This is a genomic window from bacterium, assembly GCA_035419245.1.
In the GTDB taxonomy this organism is placed as follows: Bacteria; Zhuqueibacterota; Zhuqueibacteria; order Residuimicrobiales; family Residuimicrobiaceae; genus JAKPUX01.
In genome coordinates, this window is the sequence record DAOLSP010000019.1 from 18892 (window position 1) to 34980 (window position 16089).

Sequence of the window (16089 nt, forward strand, 5' to 3'; positions counted from 1 at the left end):
CTGCAACGCCGGTTTATTTTCATTACATCAGGAGGGAGCATGAGAAAGCTGCAGATCGTCGCAATCTGTTTGTTTTTGGCCGCTCCGCTTCGGGCGCAAACTGGGCTCTCGGGAGAGAGCCTCAAGGGCAGCAAGAGCTATGCGCAATACGAAAAGCCCGAGGTCTGCCGGAGCTGCCATCCCGACTATTATGAGCAATGGCGGCAGGCCATGATGTCGCAGGCCTACACCCACCATTGGGATGAGATCGAATATTTTGATCTGGCCGTGGCTCATGCGCAAAAAGTGCCGGAACTCAAGGGACCAGTGGATGGCTGCAACGGCTGCCATACGCCGCTCGCTTTCATGGCTGGAGATGTCACGCCACCGCGCCCTGAAGCCAAATCACGCGCCAATGAAGGTGTTAGCTGCGAGGTTTGCCACACCATCAGTGGCTGGAGTGGCGATGTACCTCATAACTTCAACTTCATCTCCACGCCAGGGCGCATAAAATACGGCCCCAAGCCGGGAGTGGTTTCCCCCCATCATGATACCGAAAAAAATCCGCTTTTCGAACAAGCCGAACTCTGTGGCAACTGCCATAACGAGAGAAATCCCTTCGGGATCTGGGTCAAATCGACCCAAATCGAGTGGAAAGAGGGCCCGTATGCCGCTCAGGGCGTGCCCTGCCAGCAATGCCACATGCCCAAAGCCTGGGGTAAAAACGCCACGATGTCCAAGGAGGAGATGGTTGCACAGCATCTTTTTCATGGCGCCCACGATCCCGGCAAGGTCGCCGGTACCATCGAACTGCGCATCCACCCTTCTGAACGCGAGGTGCCTTATGACGGAAATGTTGTTCTAACCGCCCAACTTTTCAATGCCAAAACCGGACACAAATTTCCGTCCGGTTCGGTCGAGGATCGCATTGTCTGGTTGCACGTCACCGCCACCGATGCAGCCGGAAAGGTTTATCATCTGCCGGTGGATCGCAAGGGCTTTGAGGGCGAGGAATACACCATTGCAGCCGACGCTCTGGCCTATCAGGATATGGGGGTACCCAAAGCCATTCCCGACTTTGCGGGGGTACAGCGTGACGGGGTACCGGTTGGTGACCGAATCTTTCGTATGGCCTATTTTGATCCCAAAGGCCGGATGACCATCCTGCAATGGAATACCAAGTTCCTGGGTGTCGACTACCGCATCGGCCCCCGTGAAACCAAGATCGAAAACTTCACCTGGAAACTGCCGGATGATATCGCCATCGGCCCCGTGGTTGTAACCGCACAACTCAATTATCAAAAACTGGTCAAACCGGTTGCCGACTTTCTCGGTGTCCCGGCCGACGAGAGCGAAATCATCCCTGTCAACCGTGCAACCACCCATTTCGAGATCTACGAGTAACCAGGAGGCAACGCCATGAGACATTCAGATCGGCTTTTCGTTCTGGTATCCCTGCTGGTTGCGGTGCAATGGATCATCCTGCCCGGCAACAGCTACGCCATTCCTGCCTTTGCACGGCGTTACAATCTCTCCTGTTCTACCTGTCATGCTCCGATCCCCAAACTCAAGCCTTACGGAGCCGAGTTTGCCGGCAACGGTTTCATCATCCCTGAGAATGAGAAAGAACGCGATTATATCTCTGCGGGCGATGAACTGCTCTGGCTTAATAAAAGCTTCCCGGTAGCCGTCCGTTTCGATGCATACGCGGTGCATAGGTCGAAAGCCCTCGTCGAGAATGACCTGCAGTCGCCGTGGGGCATCAAACTGCTATCTGGAGGCAACCTTTCCCGCAAGATCGGCTATTATTTCTATTTTTACATGACCGAACGAGGCGAGGTCTCCGGAATCGAGGACGCCTATGTCCATTTCGATAATGTGTTTGGCATCCCTTTGGATATCATGGCCGGTCAATTCCAAACCAGCGATCCATTGATGAAAAGAGAACTACGGCTTACATATGAGGATTACCAGATTTATAAGCAGAATATCGGCTTTTCCAGGATCAACCTCTCCTATGATCGCGGGCTGATGTTTCTGTACAGCCTCACAGCGACCGGCACCGATCTGGTGCTCTCCCTCACAAACGGCAACGGCAAGAATATGGCCAATGAGGAGACCGGCGCCTTCGATTATGACAACAACAAGAATCTGGGACTGCGCCTCCATCAGGAGATTACCGATAAAATGAGCCTGGGTGGCTATTACTATTACGGCGCGGAGATGATCTACGGGGAGGGTGTGTCCTTTAAAAACAAGGTGACCTATATCGGGCCCGACTTCAATGCCACCTTCGGTCCATTTGAGTTCACCGGACAGTATCTCTACCGCAAGGATACCAATCCCTGGCTGACGCGCAGTGGGAGCGAGACCAAAACCAACGGCGCGGTGATCGAAGCGATTTTCTCCCCGCAACTCGACCGTTCACGCTACTATCTCATCGCACTGTATAACGGCATCCACCAGGAAGCCAGCCGCTCCGTGGGTGCGCTGCACACCACCACCAGCGGGACACTCTACCAGACCGCTACGCTCGGCGCCACCTACCTGGTCCAGCGCAATCTCAGGCTCACCTTGGAGTACACCCGCGATCTGGAGCGCAAAGCCAACCGGGCGGTGCTCGGACTGGTCAGCGGATTCTGAGCGTTTGGCGCTATTCTGACAAGGAGGTGCGATCCTTCTTTTTCTATTTTGTCTTCGCACCAGACGGTGTTGTTCGATCAAAGCGCTGGCGCATCACTTCCGCCAGGAGGATAGCGGAGGCATGGCTGAGACTGAGTGAGCCGGTGGAGGAAAGCATCGGGATCTTGATGAACCGGTCACAATGGCTGCGCACCACCGCTGAAAGGCCGCGTTTTTCACCTCCCAAGGCGATCAGTACCGATTCAGCGAGATCGACCTGATACATGGTGCGCTGGGCATTCGCGAGACAGCCATAAATATGGATGCCCATGGCGGAAAGACGCGGCAAGACCGCAGTGGCCTCGTCGAAGACACAGAGCGGCAACCTCTCAAAGGCGCCGGAGGAAGCGCGCGAAACCGCCGCGCCGTCGAAGTCCCAAAGGTGCTTCTTCAGTAAAACGGCATCCACACCGCAGGCTTCGGCTGAGCGCAGCACGAAGCCCAGGTTCTGGCTATCGTCAATGCCCTCCAGAAGCAGCAGGAACAGCGGAAATCCGGCAGTTTGCAGATGACGAAAAAGTTGGTCGAGGTTGAGATGAGGCTTGGGTGAACAGAGGGCCAGAACACCACCGTGCGTATGGCCATGCGCCATCGCATCCAGCTCTTCGCGGCTGACGAGTTTGCAGGGAATGTTCCGGGCTTCAGCCAGTTCAACGAGCGGGTTGATGATTTCAGCATGGAGCGAATTGCGCAGCACCAGCAAGTGGATCTTGCGCTGCCGGGCACGGAGGGCCGCCTCCACCCCGATTCTACCTTCCAGTTGTTCCATGTTCCGTCTCGTCCAGGTTCAGGAGATCTGAGTTGTTCCATACTGGCGTGGCACCTTTCTTGGTCGCTACAAATGCCGCTATTCGGTTGGCATATCCGGCCGTCTCTTCAAGTGATTCATGATGTAAATAGCACCAGGCTAATCCCGCTGCAAAGGCATCGCCGCAGCCGGTGGTATCCACCACGTCGACCCGGTAGCCCGGATGGCGGTATTCCTCGTCCGGAGTCAGCAGCCAACAGCCGCGGCTGCCCAGCGTTACCGCAGCCAGTTCAATATTACAGGAGCGCAGAAGCCCGCGAAGGAAAACCTCGGGCTTTAAATGTTCCGCTTTTTGCGCCCGGATCAGGATTTGCAGTTCGGTTTCATTGAGTTTGAGAATTCGGCAGCGACAGAGCGATTCTTCGACGATCTCCCGGGTCGCCGCGTTCCAGCCACGCAGGTTCAGATCGAAAATGCGCACTGTCTCTTTGGCGTGATCGAGCAGGGCGCGGATCGCCTGGCGCGAAGCCGCTGCGCGCTGCGCCAGGGTGCCGAAGAGGATCACATCCAGGCGGTTGATTAGTTTCAACCAGGCGGTGTCCATCTCCATCTCATCAAATGCGGTATCGCTGCTGCACTCAAAGCTCGGCTGACCGGATGCATCCAGATGGATGCGAACCGTGCCGGTCGGTTTCTGGGGGCTGGTTTGTACACCGGTGATATTAACCCCTGCTTGCTTGAAATGGTCCATGAGCGACCGGCCAAGTTCATCCTGGCCGACCCTGCTCATCAGAAAACCCCGGGCACCACAGCGCGTAGCGTGAAAGGCAAAATTGGCCGGGGCACCTCCGGCGAAGCGTTCATCCTCATAGAAATCCCAGAGCACCTCCCCCAGACCGGCGATATTCAGAACCTTTCTCATGGGGCCTCCTTGAGCGCAACGGTAATGGAGGGTCCGCCCGGCATGCGCCCAGAGCCGGTTCTCGGATCGATGGTTGCGAAGACGATATGGTCGGGAATGGCGAATTGGCCGTACGGTTGGCCGGAGAGGGCCCGGTTGACGAAGCGCGCCCAGATTGGTAGGGCCGCGCGGCTGCCGGTCACCCCACGATTTTTAGCATCGATCATGGGATGGTTGTCATCGAAACCGACCCAAACGGCCACCGCCAGTTCGGGCGTGACCCCGACGAACCAGGCATCGCGGTACTCGTTGGAGGTGCCGGTCTTGCCGCCGCAGGTTCCATAATAGCCATAGGTGCGCACCGCCGCACCCGTTCCGCCCTTGTCGACAACGCCGCAGAGCATATCCAGAAGCTGGTAGCAGGTTTGGGGATCGGCAACGTGCTGGCTTTTCGGGATGGTCTCCTCGATTACTTCATCGAGCTCGTTGTGGATGGAGCGAATCATATAAGGTTGGTGGTAGACGCCGCCTGCGGCAATGGTAGCAAAGGCTGCGGCCATTTCCAGCGGAGAGACCCCGGCAGCGCCAAGCGCCAGCGAGAGCAGCGGCTGGATATCGCTGTTAACTCCCAATCGATGGCATGTTGCGACGACTGCTTCCGGGGTTGTCTGAAAGATAAGTTTTGCCGAAATGGAATTGATGGAGCGGGCCAGCGCGTATTTCATGGTGACTGGTCCCAGGTACTTGAAGTCGATATTGTCTGGAGCCCATTTCTGCGAGCCGGTGTCGAACGATACCGGTTCGTCGACCAGGACAGTGGCGGGTGTTATGAGGTTTTTTTCCAGCGCAGTGAAATAGATAAAGGGTTTGAAAGCCGATCCGGCATGGCGGTTGTTGGCGAAAGCGCGGTTGAACGGTGCCCTGCGGAAATCGCGCCCGCCCACCACCGCTTTGATCTCTCCCGTTCGGGGATCAAGGGCCACCAGGGCAGCCTGGGGATAGCCGGCCTTGGTTTCCCAGGAGGCCTTGTTATAGGGTGTCAATCCCATGGATTCATCGAGGGCCGAGAGTCCTTCACCCACGGCTCGTGTCGCTTCCAGCTGCATTCTCGTATTGAGTGTCGTATAGATCCGTAATCCACCGAAGTTGACGGCTTCCGCACTAAGGGTGGTTGAGACGCGGTTTTTAATCTCCTCGATAAAGTAATCGGCACTGCCCTGCATCCGGTTGACGCGGTCGACTCTCAGGGATTCCGCCAGAGCAGATGTCCGTTCTGTCTGAGTGATAAAACCCTCAGCTACCATTCGGCCGAGGACGAACGCCTGGCGTTCTTTGGCGACCTGGATATTGGTGCTCGGATTGTAGCGTGCAGGCCAGCGCGGAATGCCGGCCAGCATAGCGGATTCAGCCAGTGTCAAATCACTGGCATGTTTGGCGAAATAGGTCTGGCTCGCCAGCTCAATGCCATAGACGCCTGAGCCGAAGTTGATCTGGTTAGCATAAGCTTCGAGGATTTTCTCCTTGGAGAACTGGCGTTCGATCTGGAACGCAACAAACATCTCCTTGAATTTTCGCGCCCAGTCGCGTTCAAAGGTGAAAAAGAGGTTTTTGGCCAGCTGCTGAGTGATGGTGCTTCCCCCCTGCCGTACACCCAGATGGGTGAAATTGGCGACGACCGCGCGTAAAAGGTCGCGCTTGCTGATACCATGGTGGTCATAAAAGCGGTTGTCTTCTAGGGCGATGAAGGCCTGCAATACCGTTTTAGGCATCTGTTCAAACGGAATGACCTCACGGTCAGCAAGACGCTTAGCCAGTTGGTCGTCATCGCCCAAGATGAGAGTTGGATTGCTAAGGGCGATGTCATTGAGATCGTTGGGAACGCGCGGCAAAGTCAGTATGGATAGATAGAGCAAGGTGCACAGGAACAAACCGGTCAGAAAGAGCAAGATCCAGAGAATCCAGCGCGAGCGTTTACTCATGGCTTTCCTCCTTCTCCGGCATGGCATAGTGGACATCGGGATTGAGCGTATTGATGGCCTGAACCAGGTAGCTCGCAGCCAACTCGCTGGCCTCCGCCTCTTCCACGACGGCTCGGCCCCCCTCGGTCAATTCTAACCCGATCAGGACGGCACCGTGACGGACGGCCGGGGATACCGCTGCGCAGATCAAGCGCTGCCGCCAATCATTCCATTTTTGGGGATCATTGATCACCTGCAGGCGCAGGTTGGTGGGCATGGTTTCCAGAGCTTCTGTAAAAAGTGATCCTGGGAGAAGCCGTCCGGTATAGAGCGGGTTGGTATTCAGACGGGACCCCTGCATCAGTTCCTCCTTGGAGAGCAGCAAGGCCTGGGCGTCGCGAAGGGGCTGACCATAGGGATCGATAAAAAGAAGCTGTAAACGATCATCCAGCCTTGTCATGCGGACACTGTTCCAGTCAGCGGACCCGGCCAGATCGCGGAGAAGCACAGGATCAACGAGGCGGCCGGCATCTTCCGCCGGTAGTTGCCGATAGAGTGCGAGGAATTCATCGCGGGTGAGTTGATATCCGGTCTTGAAAGTCACATAGGCGACCAGGTCGTCGAAGGAGTGGATATAACGTTCATAAGCCGGCAGGATGCGCAGTGAATCGATGCGGGTCGAGGCCTGACGCTGGCCGTTCAGGTCGCGTTCCTCTTCTGTCCATAATCGACCGACCTTGGGCCGCTTATCATTGGTCCAGAGCATGACCTGACCGATGATCTTCTCGAACAGATCAAAACAGAACTCGAGGAGGATCACCAACACGAGCAGGCCCAACAGGCTGCGGGTGGTACGGCTCAAACTATTCCAGCGGTACTTGGTTGGCATACTGCGGCTCCGCCTAGGGTTGGAAGGGAAAGGGCGTAAAGGTGATGATGAAGAGCAGAAAAAACAGGTAGCCGAGGAAGCGGCGGCGTGGATCGAGCGGCGTCCATGCGTCGAGTGGGGCGGGATGACGACGTCCGAAGATGACCAAGAGGATGAAGAAAAGAGCCCAACTGTAGTTAAAATAAGTCAGGATGCCCAGGGCGGCAATGAGACCCCAGGTGATGTATTTAACACGTTGTCCAAAAAGGGCATACATCACATGTCCGCCATCGAGCTGACCGACCGGAATCAAATTGAGCCCGGTTACGAAGAGTCCCGCCCAGCCGGCGTAAGCGACGGGGTGGAGCACCACCTGCATCTGATTCGTATTATAACCTAGGATGAGCCAGGAGAGAGCCTTGAAGAGCAGGCATTCCCCCAGAGTCAATCCATGGACTGTCTCTTGATTTAGCGGGGTCACAGTGGAGAGCGCCAGGCCGATTGCCAGGACGGGAAGTGTGACCGCCAGTCCGGCCAGTGGCCCACCGGCGCCGATATCAAAGAGAGCTTTGCGGTTTGGGAAAAAGCCTCGCATGGAAATGAGCGCGCCCAGGGTGCCGAACGGATTATAACTGGGAAAGGGAAAAGGGATAAAGTACGGCAAGGTTGCGGGCACCTGGTATTTACGGCACATCAGGAAATGGCCCATCTCGTGGGCGCCGAGGATCGACATGATCGCCAGGCTGAACCAGGGGCCGCCCACCAGCCAGGTGGAAAATAGTGTAGCCAGAAAGAGAATGAGATTGATGGATTTCCGCCCGACAATCCGCCAGGTTTGCCGGGGCAGGTGCCAGGGATAAAGGGCGGGATCGAATGGCTGTCTATAGATGTTTTGTTCCTGTATTGATTCTTTCATGCGGGTCACTCGATTTGTGCGGTGCGGTAAGCCAGCTCATGCCCCTTGATCTGTGCGCAGATGGCGGCAAAATCAGAAGCCGATTTTTCGAAATCGATCTTGTCGGCTTCAACGACCAGCACCGGGATGGTCTTTTGAATTTCGTTGATCCAGCGTTCATACGCCGCATTAAGTTCGTAGAGATATTCGTTGGTTATGCTCTTTTCAAAGTCGCGCCCGCGCTTGCGGATGCGGGTGATAAGGGTCCAGGTCGATGCCCGAAGGTAGAGAATCAGATGGGGCTTGCGCAGGTAATCGGTCATGGTGTAAAAGAGATCACGATAGTTGTCATAATCACGATCGGACATGTTGCCCTGCTTGTGCAGGATATAGGCGAAAATTTCGGCGTCTTCATAGATCGTGCGATCCTGGACACAAGACTCCCGGCTGGAAGAAATAAGGCGTTGGTCCATAAAGCGCCGCGAGAGGAAATAAACCTGCAGGTTGAAACTCCAGCGGTTCATGTTCGCATAAAAATCATCAAGATAAGGATTATTTATGACCCGCTCGAAATAGGCGCGCCAGCCAAAATGCTCGCTGATCATCTGGGTGAGCGTGGTTTTACCGACACCGATATTGCCCGCAATGGCCAGATAAAAGGGCTCGATTTCGCCATTCAGGCTGGGCCTGTCTGGGGATTCCGGCATAGCGTATCCTCATCCGAAGATAGAAGTGAATGATTGAGCTGCTTGACCCACAAGGACAGCTCTTCCAGTTCCCCGCTGGAATAGCGTTTGCGCCAGAAGGGGAACAGTGAATTATTGGTCAGAAGCAGATCCTCGCGAGCGTCCCATTCCCCACGCGCCACGCATTCCTGGTACTCCCGCGTGCCCGGAATCGGCGAATAGGAAGCCAAATAGATGCGTGCGCCCATTTCATGAACCCGACGCGCGCTTTCACGTACTTCGCGCATCGGCTGGCCAGGCATTCCCGCCAAGATATAAACGCCGATCTCGGCAGCGCTATAACCCGCGCGGTAGAGATGGTTGAGCGCTGATTCCAGCTCATCGGCGTTTACCTTGCCCTGTTGCCGCAGGGCGCTACCGCTTTCAAAGCTGAGACGCAGGCTCTTCGTCCCCGCGCTAAAAAGGAGTCCGGCCAGTTCGGCATCAATACAGCACGGCTGAACGCCATTGGGCGTATGCAGGGATAGGCTCGCGTCCAGGCCTGTAAGGAGCCGCAAGAGGGGTTTGGCGTAGTGCTCCGCCTGATGCAGCAGGGCGTCATCAAAAAAGGCGAACTGACGGACACCGCGGATTTCCTGCCAGTGCCGGATCTCGCGGAATACGGCCGACGCTTCGCGGCGCCGGTATCCGGCCGTGAGAATTCGGGAGGCGCAGTAGCTGCAGGCATAGGGGCAACCGCGAGACGTCACCAGGGCGATACTCGCCAGCACAGGATACCCCTGATACCAGGGGTAGGGCAGCTCGTCCAAATGTGAAAAGGCGAAATCGGCTCCGGGTCCGTCGCAGAGGCTCGCGATCAACCGGACGGCTGCCTGCTCACCCTCCCCTTCGATCAAATAGTCGGGCCGTACGTTTTGCCGGGCATGCTCCGGGCAGAGGGTTGAATAAACGCCACCCAACACCAATACCGCGCGCGGAAAGAACAATCGCAGGAGTTCGGCCATATCAACCACCGCCGGATACCAGTAGGTCATGAAAGAGGTCATGAGGATGATATCCGGAGGCGGCTGGTTGCGCAGCCAGGTCTCGAGCCGGTCGCGCGGCACGCCATACCGGCAGTACTTTCGGGGGATGTCCGCCAGCGCGGCAGGCTTGGCGAGTTCCTCACGCGGGAACCTGCCCGCACCCTCCCGTTCCGGGCTGCTCTCCACCGTATCCGCCCATGCCGGCTGGTACCGGTCCATGCAATCGAGCAGCGCAATATGGTAGCCAAGTTTAGCGAGTATGGCGCCGATATAAAGCAAGCCCAGGGGCTTCTGCCGAAAGTCATAGGCAGAAAAATCATAGATCCAGGGATTGACCAGCAGGATCCTGTGATGCGTGTTACGGGACATCATGGCACCCTATCAGGTCAGCCGGGCAACCAGCATCAATACATCATCGCCCAGATCGGTTTTGGTGAACTCGACGACCTGACGGATAATGGCGGCGGAGGTTTGCAGCGCTTTTAACTCTCGCTTTTGCTGGCGGATGATGCGCTGCAAACCCTGCAAGCCGAGAATTTTGCCCTCCCGTGTTTCCGCTTCGATGACCCCGTCTGTGTAAACCAGCAGGAGATCACCAGGCGCATACGGAAGGCAAACCGAGCGGAAAGCGGAGCGATCCGCATGGGCAAAACCGATGATGGCGTTCTGCGAGTCAAGTCTGGAGATGCTTTCGTTGTCGGCGTGCCAGAGCAGCGCGGCCGGATGGGCGCTGCCGGCATAACGCAGGGTTTTCTTCCTGAGGTCGCATTCTACAGCCATGATCGTCAGAAAGAGCGGGGTATCCGCAAAGGTGCGTAAAAAGAACTCGTTGAGGTGCCAGAGCACCTCGGCCGGATCCGGAGCGCTCTGGAGCTGGCTCCGCCATTCATGGCAGACTCGACTGACCAGCAGCGCTGCGGCGATCCCGTGGCCGGTGACATCGATGACCGCGAGATAGATTTTTTCTTCGTTCGCGACATGGATGTCGGCAAAATCGCCACCGAGACCAATCATCGGAATATAGGTGATCCCGACGTCGATCAAGGGCGAAGAATATCCCTCGGGCACCAGGCTTGCTTGCACCTGCCGGGCGAGGGTGAGGTCCCGCTCGATCATCGAATGATGCGCTTCGAGGGCCGATTCCTGTTTCGCCAGGGTTTGCAGGAGGCGCCGCCGTTCGCAGGCATTTCGGACCTTGAGGGACAAGGCTTCTGGTTGAACCGGTTTGGTCAGGTACTCGTAGGCGCCCTCGCGCATGGCTCGCACCGCAGTGCCCACCGAAGCATAACCGGTGATGATCAGGACCTGGGTGATCGGATCCTTTGCGAGCGCCGCGTGGAGGACATCGAGTCCGCTCAACTGCTGCATTTGCATGTCGCTGATGACCACATCACAGGCCGAGTTTTCGAGGATTGTCAGGGCGGCTTCGCCGCTGTCGGCCTCCAGCACATGGTAGGCATCACGTCGCAGGATTTCGACGAAAAGGCGGCGGAGATGGGGGTCATCCTCCACCACAAGAATGGTCCGCAGTCCGGGCTGCTCTTTCTTCAGATCAGCCATCGGACCGCCATCATCGTGAGATCATCGGATTGCGGCATGCCGGTGCAATGGGTGCGCACCGCCTCGACCACGCGATCAAGCAGATCCCGCAGTGGTAAATCAAGAGCCGGTTTGAGTACAGCCTCCAGACCCGACTCCTCGAAATCCTCGTCCGCGGCATTCTTGGCCTCGGTGACGCCGTCGGTGAAAAGAAAAAGGAGGTCCCCCTTCCGCAACGCAATTTGCTCACTCTCGTAGGGCATATTCGGGAGCATGCCGAGTAAAAGTCCGCCGGTTTCGAGGCGTTCGATTGTTCCATCCGCATGAAAAAGATAGGGCAAGTTGTGTCCCGCGTTGACATATCTGAAGACCTGATGCCGCAAATCGAATTCGCCATAAAAAAAGGTGATGAACTTGTCGAAACCGGTGTTGGCCTGGATGAAATTGTTGAGTCGGCCGACCATGGCGGGGATATCCCCGCCGGGAGTCACCAGATTGTGTAATCCGGCGTGGAGAGAAGACATCAGGAGCGAGGCAGGTACGCCCTTGCCGGAGACATCGGCGATGGTTACGGCGACGTTGTCGGCATCGATCTCGATGCAGTCAAAATAATCTCCACCAACCTGGCGCGTCGGTATATTCAGACCGTAGATCTCACATCCTTCATAATGGGGGCACTCGTGAGGTAGGAGCCGCTGCTGGATATCGCGGGCGATATTGAGTTCTTCCTCGATGCGCTCTTTTTCAAGGGCCTCTTCGAAGAGCCGTGCGTTTTCGATGGAGATCATGGCGAGGTTGCAAAGAGTCGAAAGAAACTCAACCTCATCGGACTGGAAGGGCTGCTGGGTAATTTTGTCGCCGATGGCGAGAAGACCGCGGGTCTCCTCCTGGATCTTCATCGGTACCAGCAGCCTGAGCTGGTGCGCCCCGAGGATCTCTAGTCCGGCAGGCGTCTGCTGCGCATCGACGGCGGTGACATTCTCGATCCGGTTCAGAACGGTCAGGACCGCAGGAGCGGAGAGTTCCTGGCGGGTCTGGTCATCAACCCGCAACCCGCGGGCTGCGCATAGAGCCAGTCCCTCCTCCCCGCGTAAAAAGAGATAACACCGGCTGACGACCAGTTCACCCATTACTGCATAGATGAGCAGATTGACGATGCGCTCCCGCTCCAGCGTGGCATTGAGTTCCTTGCCGATTTCGAAGAGAGTTCGCAGCTCCTGCACCTTTTTGTCCAGTTGCCGATTGACCAGCTCCAGTTTCTGGTACATCAGGGCGTTTTCGATGGCAGAGGAGGCGATGTTGGAAAGCGAGATCAGGTACTCGACCTCGGAGGGTGTGAAGGCGATGCCGCCGAGCTTGGGTCCGAGCCCCATGATGCCTACCGTGCGCTGGACGCTGAGGATGGGGATAATGAGGCTGATTCTGTGTTCTTCGAAGAAGGATCTAAGCGGCTCGTTGCCTGGAGCGAGTTCGGTCACGGCCAGGGGTTCGCTCATCTCGCCGGTGAAGGCGATCTTTTTGCCGGCGAGGGAGCGAGGCAGCCCCTTGAGCGCGGCGAGTTCGAAGAGATGGTTGTCCTGGGCCACCAGAACGACACCGCGACTGATCATCATGCGCCCCATCGGAGTCAGCAGGAGGTTATTGAGGGTGGTGCGCAGCTGTAGAGAGGAATTGAGGACCTGACTCATCTCGAAGAGAGACTGCAACTCAACCAGGCGCTCATCCAGCTCACGGGCCACAGGATTTTGCGGGAGCGGTTCTTTCACCGGGCAACCATCATGAGTTGATGACTTTCGAGCTTTTACGATTGATCAGATATTTTACCATCCGTACCTGATTGCGCACGCCGGGTTTGATGTCATAATCGACCTCATCCATCAACGTCCGCATCAAAAAGATGCCAAGGCCTCCGACGCGAAGTTCAGCCAGATACTCCTTCATATCCGGAGGCCGGATGGAATCAGGATTGAATCCCTTGCCATGGTCGGTGACCACCAGGGTCAGTTTGCGGTAATCAATACAGATTGCGACATCGAGGGTCTTGTCGCGTGTGGTGTCCGTATAGGCATGCTTTATGACATTGGTACAGGCCTCGTCCACGGCCAGTTCGATTTTGCCGACATCATCCTCCACAAAGCCCACCTTTTCGGCGACTTTGCCAACAAAGAATCGGATTAACTCCAGGTTCTCGGTCTGACTGGGAATGCGCAGCTTGTATTCAATTTTTTCTTTTGGCATCGAGGGTTCCACCTAATTTACATGGAATAGTTCAGGACTTGTACGACCGGCATCAGCCCGAAGAGCAAGCAGGTGTCCTGTCACTCATCCGAAGCGGCGGCCGAATCCTTCAGGAACATCGCCGCCGCTTCATCCTGTTTATCGAAGATCTGGTAAATCGTCGGGAAACCCAACAAATCAAAAACGCGGTAGATTTTGGGAGACATGCTGCACATCTTGATGTCGCCGTTTCGGCTTCTAACTTCTTCGATGAATCCCATGAAGACCCCGAGTCCGGCGCTGCTGATGTAATTCAGTTCCTTGAAGTCGACCAGGATGTTGACCTTTTGATCGTCAATCAGCTTCTGGATTGCCTCTTCGAGCATCGGTGCGGTATGGGCATCGAGAAAACCGATGATTTTAAGCGTCGTAAGGTCAACTCCATCCTGGCGCACTACTTTAAAATTCTCCATTCAAACTCCTCCATCCATGTAGCATCCACTACAGTTATCTAAACAGCTTTCACGACCAAAAAGGTCAAATCATCATGGGAACGGGCGGACCCGGCGAAAGCGTTGATCTCGGCCACCAGACGATCGATGATCTCGTGTGGCCCCTTCTGGTGGTGGCGCTGGAACAGCGCCACCAGGCGGATCTCGGTGAACTCTTCGCCGCGCGGATTGCGGGCTTCTTCAGCGCCGTCGGTATAGAACAGGTAGGTATCACCAGGCCGGATGGGCCTTTGTATCTCCTCGATGGCGCCTGCAAAGGCAGAGCCCCCATCCAGCCCCAGGCCCATTCCCGACGGCCGCAGAACCTGCACCTCCGCGGCTTCGCAGGTGGCCAGCAAGATCGGGCATTGCCCCGCCCGGCAAAAACGGAACAGCCGGTCGCGGGCATCGATTATTCCGTAGATTAAACTGACGAAGATATTGCGGTCAATGTTGCGGTACAGGGTCTCGTTCGCAGCGAGCAACAGCGATTTCGGCGAATCATTTTTGGGAGCAAGCGCTTCCATAATGCCCTTCAATTCCGCCATTATAAATGCTGCCGAGGCCCCCTTGCCGGAAACGTCGCCGATCACCAGACCAAGACGATTTGCGTCGATCGGAAAAAAATCATAGTAATCTCCGCCCACCTCGTTGGCTGTGATGCAGACCGCTTCGATCTCCAGTCCTGGCAGCTGCGGCATCTTTTTAGGCAATAGTTTCATCTGGGCGTTATGGGCAATGCGCAACTCCTCCTCAAGCCGCTCCCGCACGAGGGAGGATTCGACAAGGCGGGCGTTACGAATGGCGATGACAACCTGTTCACTGAAGGCCCGGAGCATATCGAGGTCATCCTGCTCAAAGCCGTATTCGATGTGCTTGGCCACATAGAGACAGCCAACAGCCTCTTCCGCGCTCTTGAGCGGGACCGCGATGACCGACTGGACGTCCCGTTTCCAGACGCTCAAGGGGACATTCAGAGTGCTTTTTCCAACCTGATTGATGAGTTTGGGCTGTAGCTGCGCCAACCCCCATGCCGCGATCGGCTGCGGCACACCGGTGGCCAGTTCGTCCGGGGAGAGATTTCGCGCAGCGGCCAGGCGGTCCTCGCCCTTGGCGCTAATCAGGGTCAACCAGCTGCTGTCGGACTCGGTTACCTGCAAAGCCAGATCAACAGTGGTCTCGGCCAGGCGGGTGAGATCGAACTCTGAGCTGATCGCACGGCTCAGGGAGTGCAGGGAAGAGAGCTGTTTATATTGCCGATCGAGCAGAGTGGCAGTCGGAAGCCGGGAAATCAAGGCAATAAAAGCCATGGTGATATAAATGGAGAGGAAAAGAAAGCCCAGGTCGACAAAGCGGCCGAGCACCGGGCTGAAAAGGGCCGCAGGATTGGAGGTATGGTACTTCATATAGAGGAGCCATTCGACGGGCACGAGAACCAGACCGCCCCAGAAAAGGGTCAGCTTTTGTCTGCGGTTGAGAAAATTAAGCCAGCCAACGCGAAACGAATTGAGCACCATCAGATTGATCACGAGAAAGAGCAGGATATAGCCGATGTTTTCGCCGCTCAGTTTATATGAAAAACGAACCGTCAAATCGCCGATTGTAAAGACACTGAGGATGGCATAGAAAACCAGAACCAGCATCAGCAGCAGGAAATGGAGCGCGGTATTCTTTTTCTGCTTGATGAAGATCAGATTGCGCAGTGTCCCCAGAATCACCAATACGAAAAGGGTCGAAAAAAGGGTCCAGGCCGTCAGAATAAGGTAGGTGACCATGCTGCCATAAAGGACATTATGTCCGGTGCTGATGCTCTCGGCAGCAAAGGGTTCGAGATCGGAGAAAAGAAGCAGCAGAAAGGTCCCCAGGATCAGGGCAAAGAGCGACCGCAGTCCGCGAACGATATTGCGGTCCGAGGCCCAACGCTGACTGTAGATGATCGGCAGGGAGAGGATCAAAGCCAGGGTGATCAGACCCTCCCGGAGATAGCGCAAAGGGGCATTGTCAAACAGGCCGCCAAGCAGGTTGAGATCTATAACAACGCCGCAGAGGAAAAGAACAAGCGGAAGGATCAGCGATATGTTGCCAAAGCGCTTCATGGCG

Annotated in this window: 14 protein-coding genes; 2 read left to right on the plus strand and 12 right to left on the minus strand. The window is 56.1% G+C overall.

The genetic code is table 11. From position 1 onward, the window contains the following. Window positions 1-39: 39 nt before the first annotated feature. Both PLH32_15650 and PLH32_15655 read left to right on the plus strand, forming a co-directional pair. Window positions 40-1383 carry a multiheme c-type cytochrome gene (locus PLH32_15650; protein ID HQJ66041.1) on the plus strand — a complete coding sequence of 448 codons (1344 nt, stop codon included), beginning with the start codon at window positions 40-42 and terminating at the stop codon, window positions 1381-1383. 15 nt (window positions 1384-1398) lie between these two features. Further along, on the plus strand, window positions 1399-2622 hold the full coding sequence (locus tag PLH32_15655) for a hypothetical protein (protein HQJ66042.1): 1224 nt from the start codon (window positions 1399-1401) through the stop codon (window positions 2620-2622). 43 nt (window positions 2623-2665) lie between these two features. Here PLH32_15655 and rlmB read toward each other — a convergent pair whose 3' ends face one another. From rlmB to PLH32_15715, 12 genes are all read right to left on the minus strand, one after another. Further along, entirely contained in the window at window positions 2666-3430 is a 765-nt protein-coding gene (gene rlmB, locus PLH32_15660) for a 23S rRNA (guanosine(2251)-2'-O)-methyltransferase RlmB (GenBank protein ID HQJ66043.1), read from the minus strand. Further along, complete coding sequence (locus PLH32_15665; GenBank protein ID HQJ66044.1) at window positions 3411-4331, minus strand: carbohydrate kinase; 921 nt, start codon at window positions 4329-4331, stop codon at window positions 3411-3413. Before PLH32_15665 ends, rlmB begins: the two co-directional genes overlap by 20 nt. Then, the gene (locus PLH32_15670) at window positions 4328-6289 is read right to left on the minus strand and encodes a PBP1A family penicillin-binding protein (GenBank protein ID HQJ66045.1); all 1962 of its coding nucleotides are present in this window, start codon (window positions 6287-6289) and stop codon (window positions 4328-4330) included. Before PLH32_15670 ends, PLH32_15665 begins: the two co-directional genes overlap by 4 nt. Next, window positions 6282-7157: a hypothetical protein gene (locus tag PLH32_15675; GenBank protein HQJ66046.1), complete on the minus strand. Its 876-nt coding sequence runs from the start codon at window positions 7155-7157 to the stop codon at window positions 6282-6284. The genes PLH32_15670 and PLH32_15675 overlap by 8 nt, the downstream gene beginning before the upstream one ends. A 13-nt stretch (window positions 7158-7170) precedes the next feature. Further along, on the minus strand, window positions 7171-8052 hold the full coding sequence (locus PLH32_15680) for a site-2 protease family protein (GenBank protein ID HQJ66047.1): 882 nt from the start codon (window positions 8050-8052) through the stop codon (window positions 7171-7173). A 5-nt stretch (window positions 8053-8057) separates the two neighbouring features. Beyond that, window positions 8058-8738, minus strand: a complete 681-nt coding sequence (locus PLH32_15685; GenBank protein ID HQJ66048.1) for a deoxynucleoside kinase — start codon at window positions 8736-8738, stop codon at window positions 8058-8060. After that, window positions 8708-10111, minus strand: coding sequence for a radical SAM protein (locus tag PLH32_15690; GenBank protein HQJ66049.1), 1404 nt, complete (start codon window positions 10109-10111; stop codon window positions 8708-8710). Before PLH32_15690 ends, PLH32_15685 begins: the two co-directional genes overlap by 31 nt. A 12-nt stretch (window positions 10112-10123) precedes the next feature. Beyond that, complete coding sequence (locus PLH32_15695; protein HQJ66050.1) at window positions 10124-11302, minus strand: SpoIIE family protein phosphatase; 1179 nt, start codon at window positions 11300-11302, stop codon at window positions 10124-10126. Further along, window positions 11290-13047, minus strand: coding sequence for a SpoIIE family protein phosphatase (locus PLH32_15700; GenBank protein HQJ66051.1), 1758 nt, complete (start codon window positions 13045-13047; stop codon window positions 11290-11292). The genes PLH32_15695 and PLH32_15700 overlap by 13 nt, the downstream gene beginning before the upstream one ends. Before the next feature lie 10 nt (window positions 13048-13057). After that, window positions 13058-13519, minus strand: coding sequence for an ATP-binding protein (locus PLH32_15705; protein ID HQJ66052.1), 462 nt, complete (start codon window positions 13517-13519; stop codon window positions 13058-13060). Between the two features lie 80 nt (window positions 13520-13599). After that, window positions 13600-13971: an STAS domain-containing protein gene (locus PLH32_15710; GenBank protein ID HQJ66053.1), complete on the minus strand. Its 372-nt coding sequence runs from the start codon at window positions 13969-13971 to the stop codon at window positions 13600-13602. Between the two features lie 38 nt (window positions 13972-14009). Then, window positions 14010-16085, minus strand: a complete 2076-nt coding sequence (locus PLH32_15715) for a SpoIIE family protein phosphatase (GenBank protein ID HQJ66054.1) — start codon at window positions 16083-16085, stop codon at window positions 14010-14012. Between the last annotated feature and the right edge of the window lie 4 nt (window positions 16086-16089).

Bases quoted from the DNA above. Each gene is read 5' to 3' on its own strand.
- PLH32_15690 (HQJ66049.1), bottom strand. From the start codon at position 10,111: ATGTCCCGTAACACGCATCACAGGATCCTGCTGGTCAATCCCTGGATC.
- PLH32_15705 (HQJ66052.1), bottom strand. From the start codon at position 13,519: ATGCCAAAAGAAAAAATTGAATACAAGCTGCGCATTCCCAGTCAGACC.
- PLH32_15685 (HQJ66048.1), bottom strand. From the start codon at position 8,738: ATGCCGGAATCCCCAGACAGGCCCAGCCTGAATGGCGAAATCGAGCCC.
- PLH32_15665 (HQJ66044.1), bottom strand. From the start codon at position 4,331: ATGAGAAAGGTTCTGAATATCGCCGGTCTGGGGGAGGTGCTCTGGGAT.
- PLH32_15650 (HQJ66041.1), top strand. From the start codon at position 40: ATGAGAAAGCTGCAGATCGTCGCAATCTGTTTGTTTTTGGCCGCTCCG.
- PLH32_15675 (HQJ66046.1), bottom strand. From the start codon at position 7,157: ATGCCAACCAAGTACCGCTGGAATAGTTTGAGCCGTACCACCCGCAGC.
- PLH32_15710 (HQJ66053.1), bottom strand. From the start codon at position 13,971: ATGGAGAATTTTAAAGTAGTGCGCCAGGATGGAGTTGACCTTACGACG.
- rlmB (HQJ66043.1), bottom strand. From the start codon at position 3,430: ATGGAACAACTGGAAGGTAGAATCGGGGTGGAGGCGGCCCTCCGTGCC.
- PLH32_15670 (HQJ66045.1), bottom strand. From the start codon at position 6,289: ATGAGTAAACGCTCGCGCTGGATTCTCTGGATCTTGCTCTTTCTGACC.
- PLH32_15715 (HQJ66054.1), bottom strand. From the start codon at position 16,085: ATGAAGCGCTTTGGCAACATATCGCTGATCCTTCCGCTTGTTCTTTTC.
- PLH32_15695 (HQJ66050.1), bottom strand. From the start codon at position 11,302: ATGGCTGATCTGAAGAAAGAGCAGCCCGGACTGCGGACCATTCTTGTG.
- PLH32_15655 (HQJ66042.1), top strand. From the start codon at position 1,399: ATGAGACATTCAGATCGGCTTTTCGTTCTGGTATCCCTGCTGGTTGCG.
- PLH32_15680 (HQJ66047.1), bottom strand. From the start codon at position 8,052: ATGAAAGAATCAATACAGGAACAAAACATCTATAGACAGCCATTCGAT.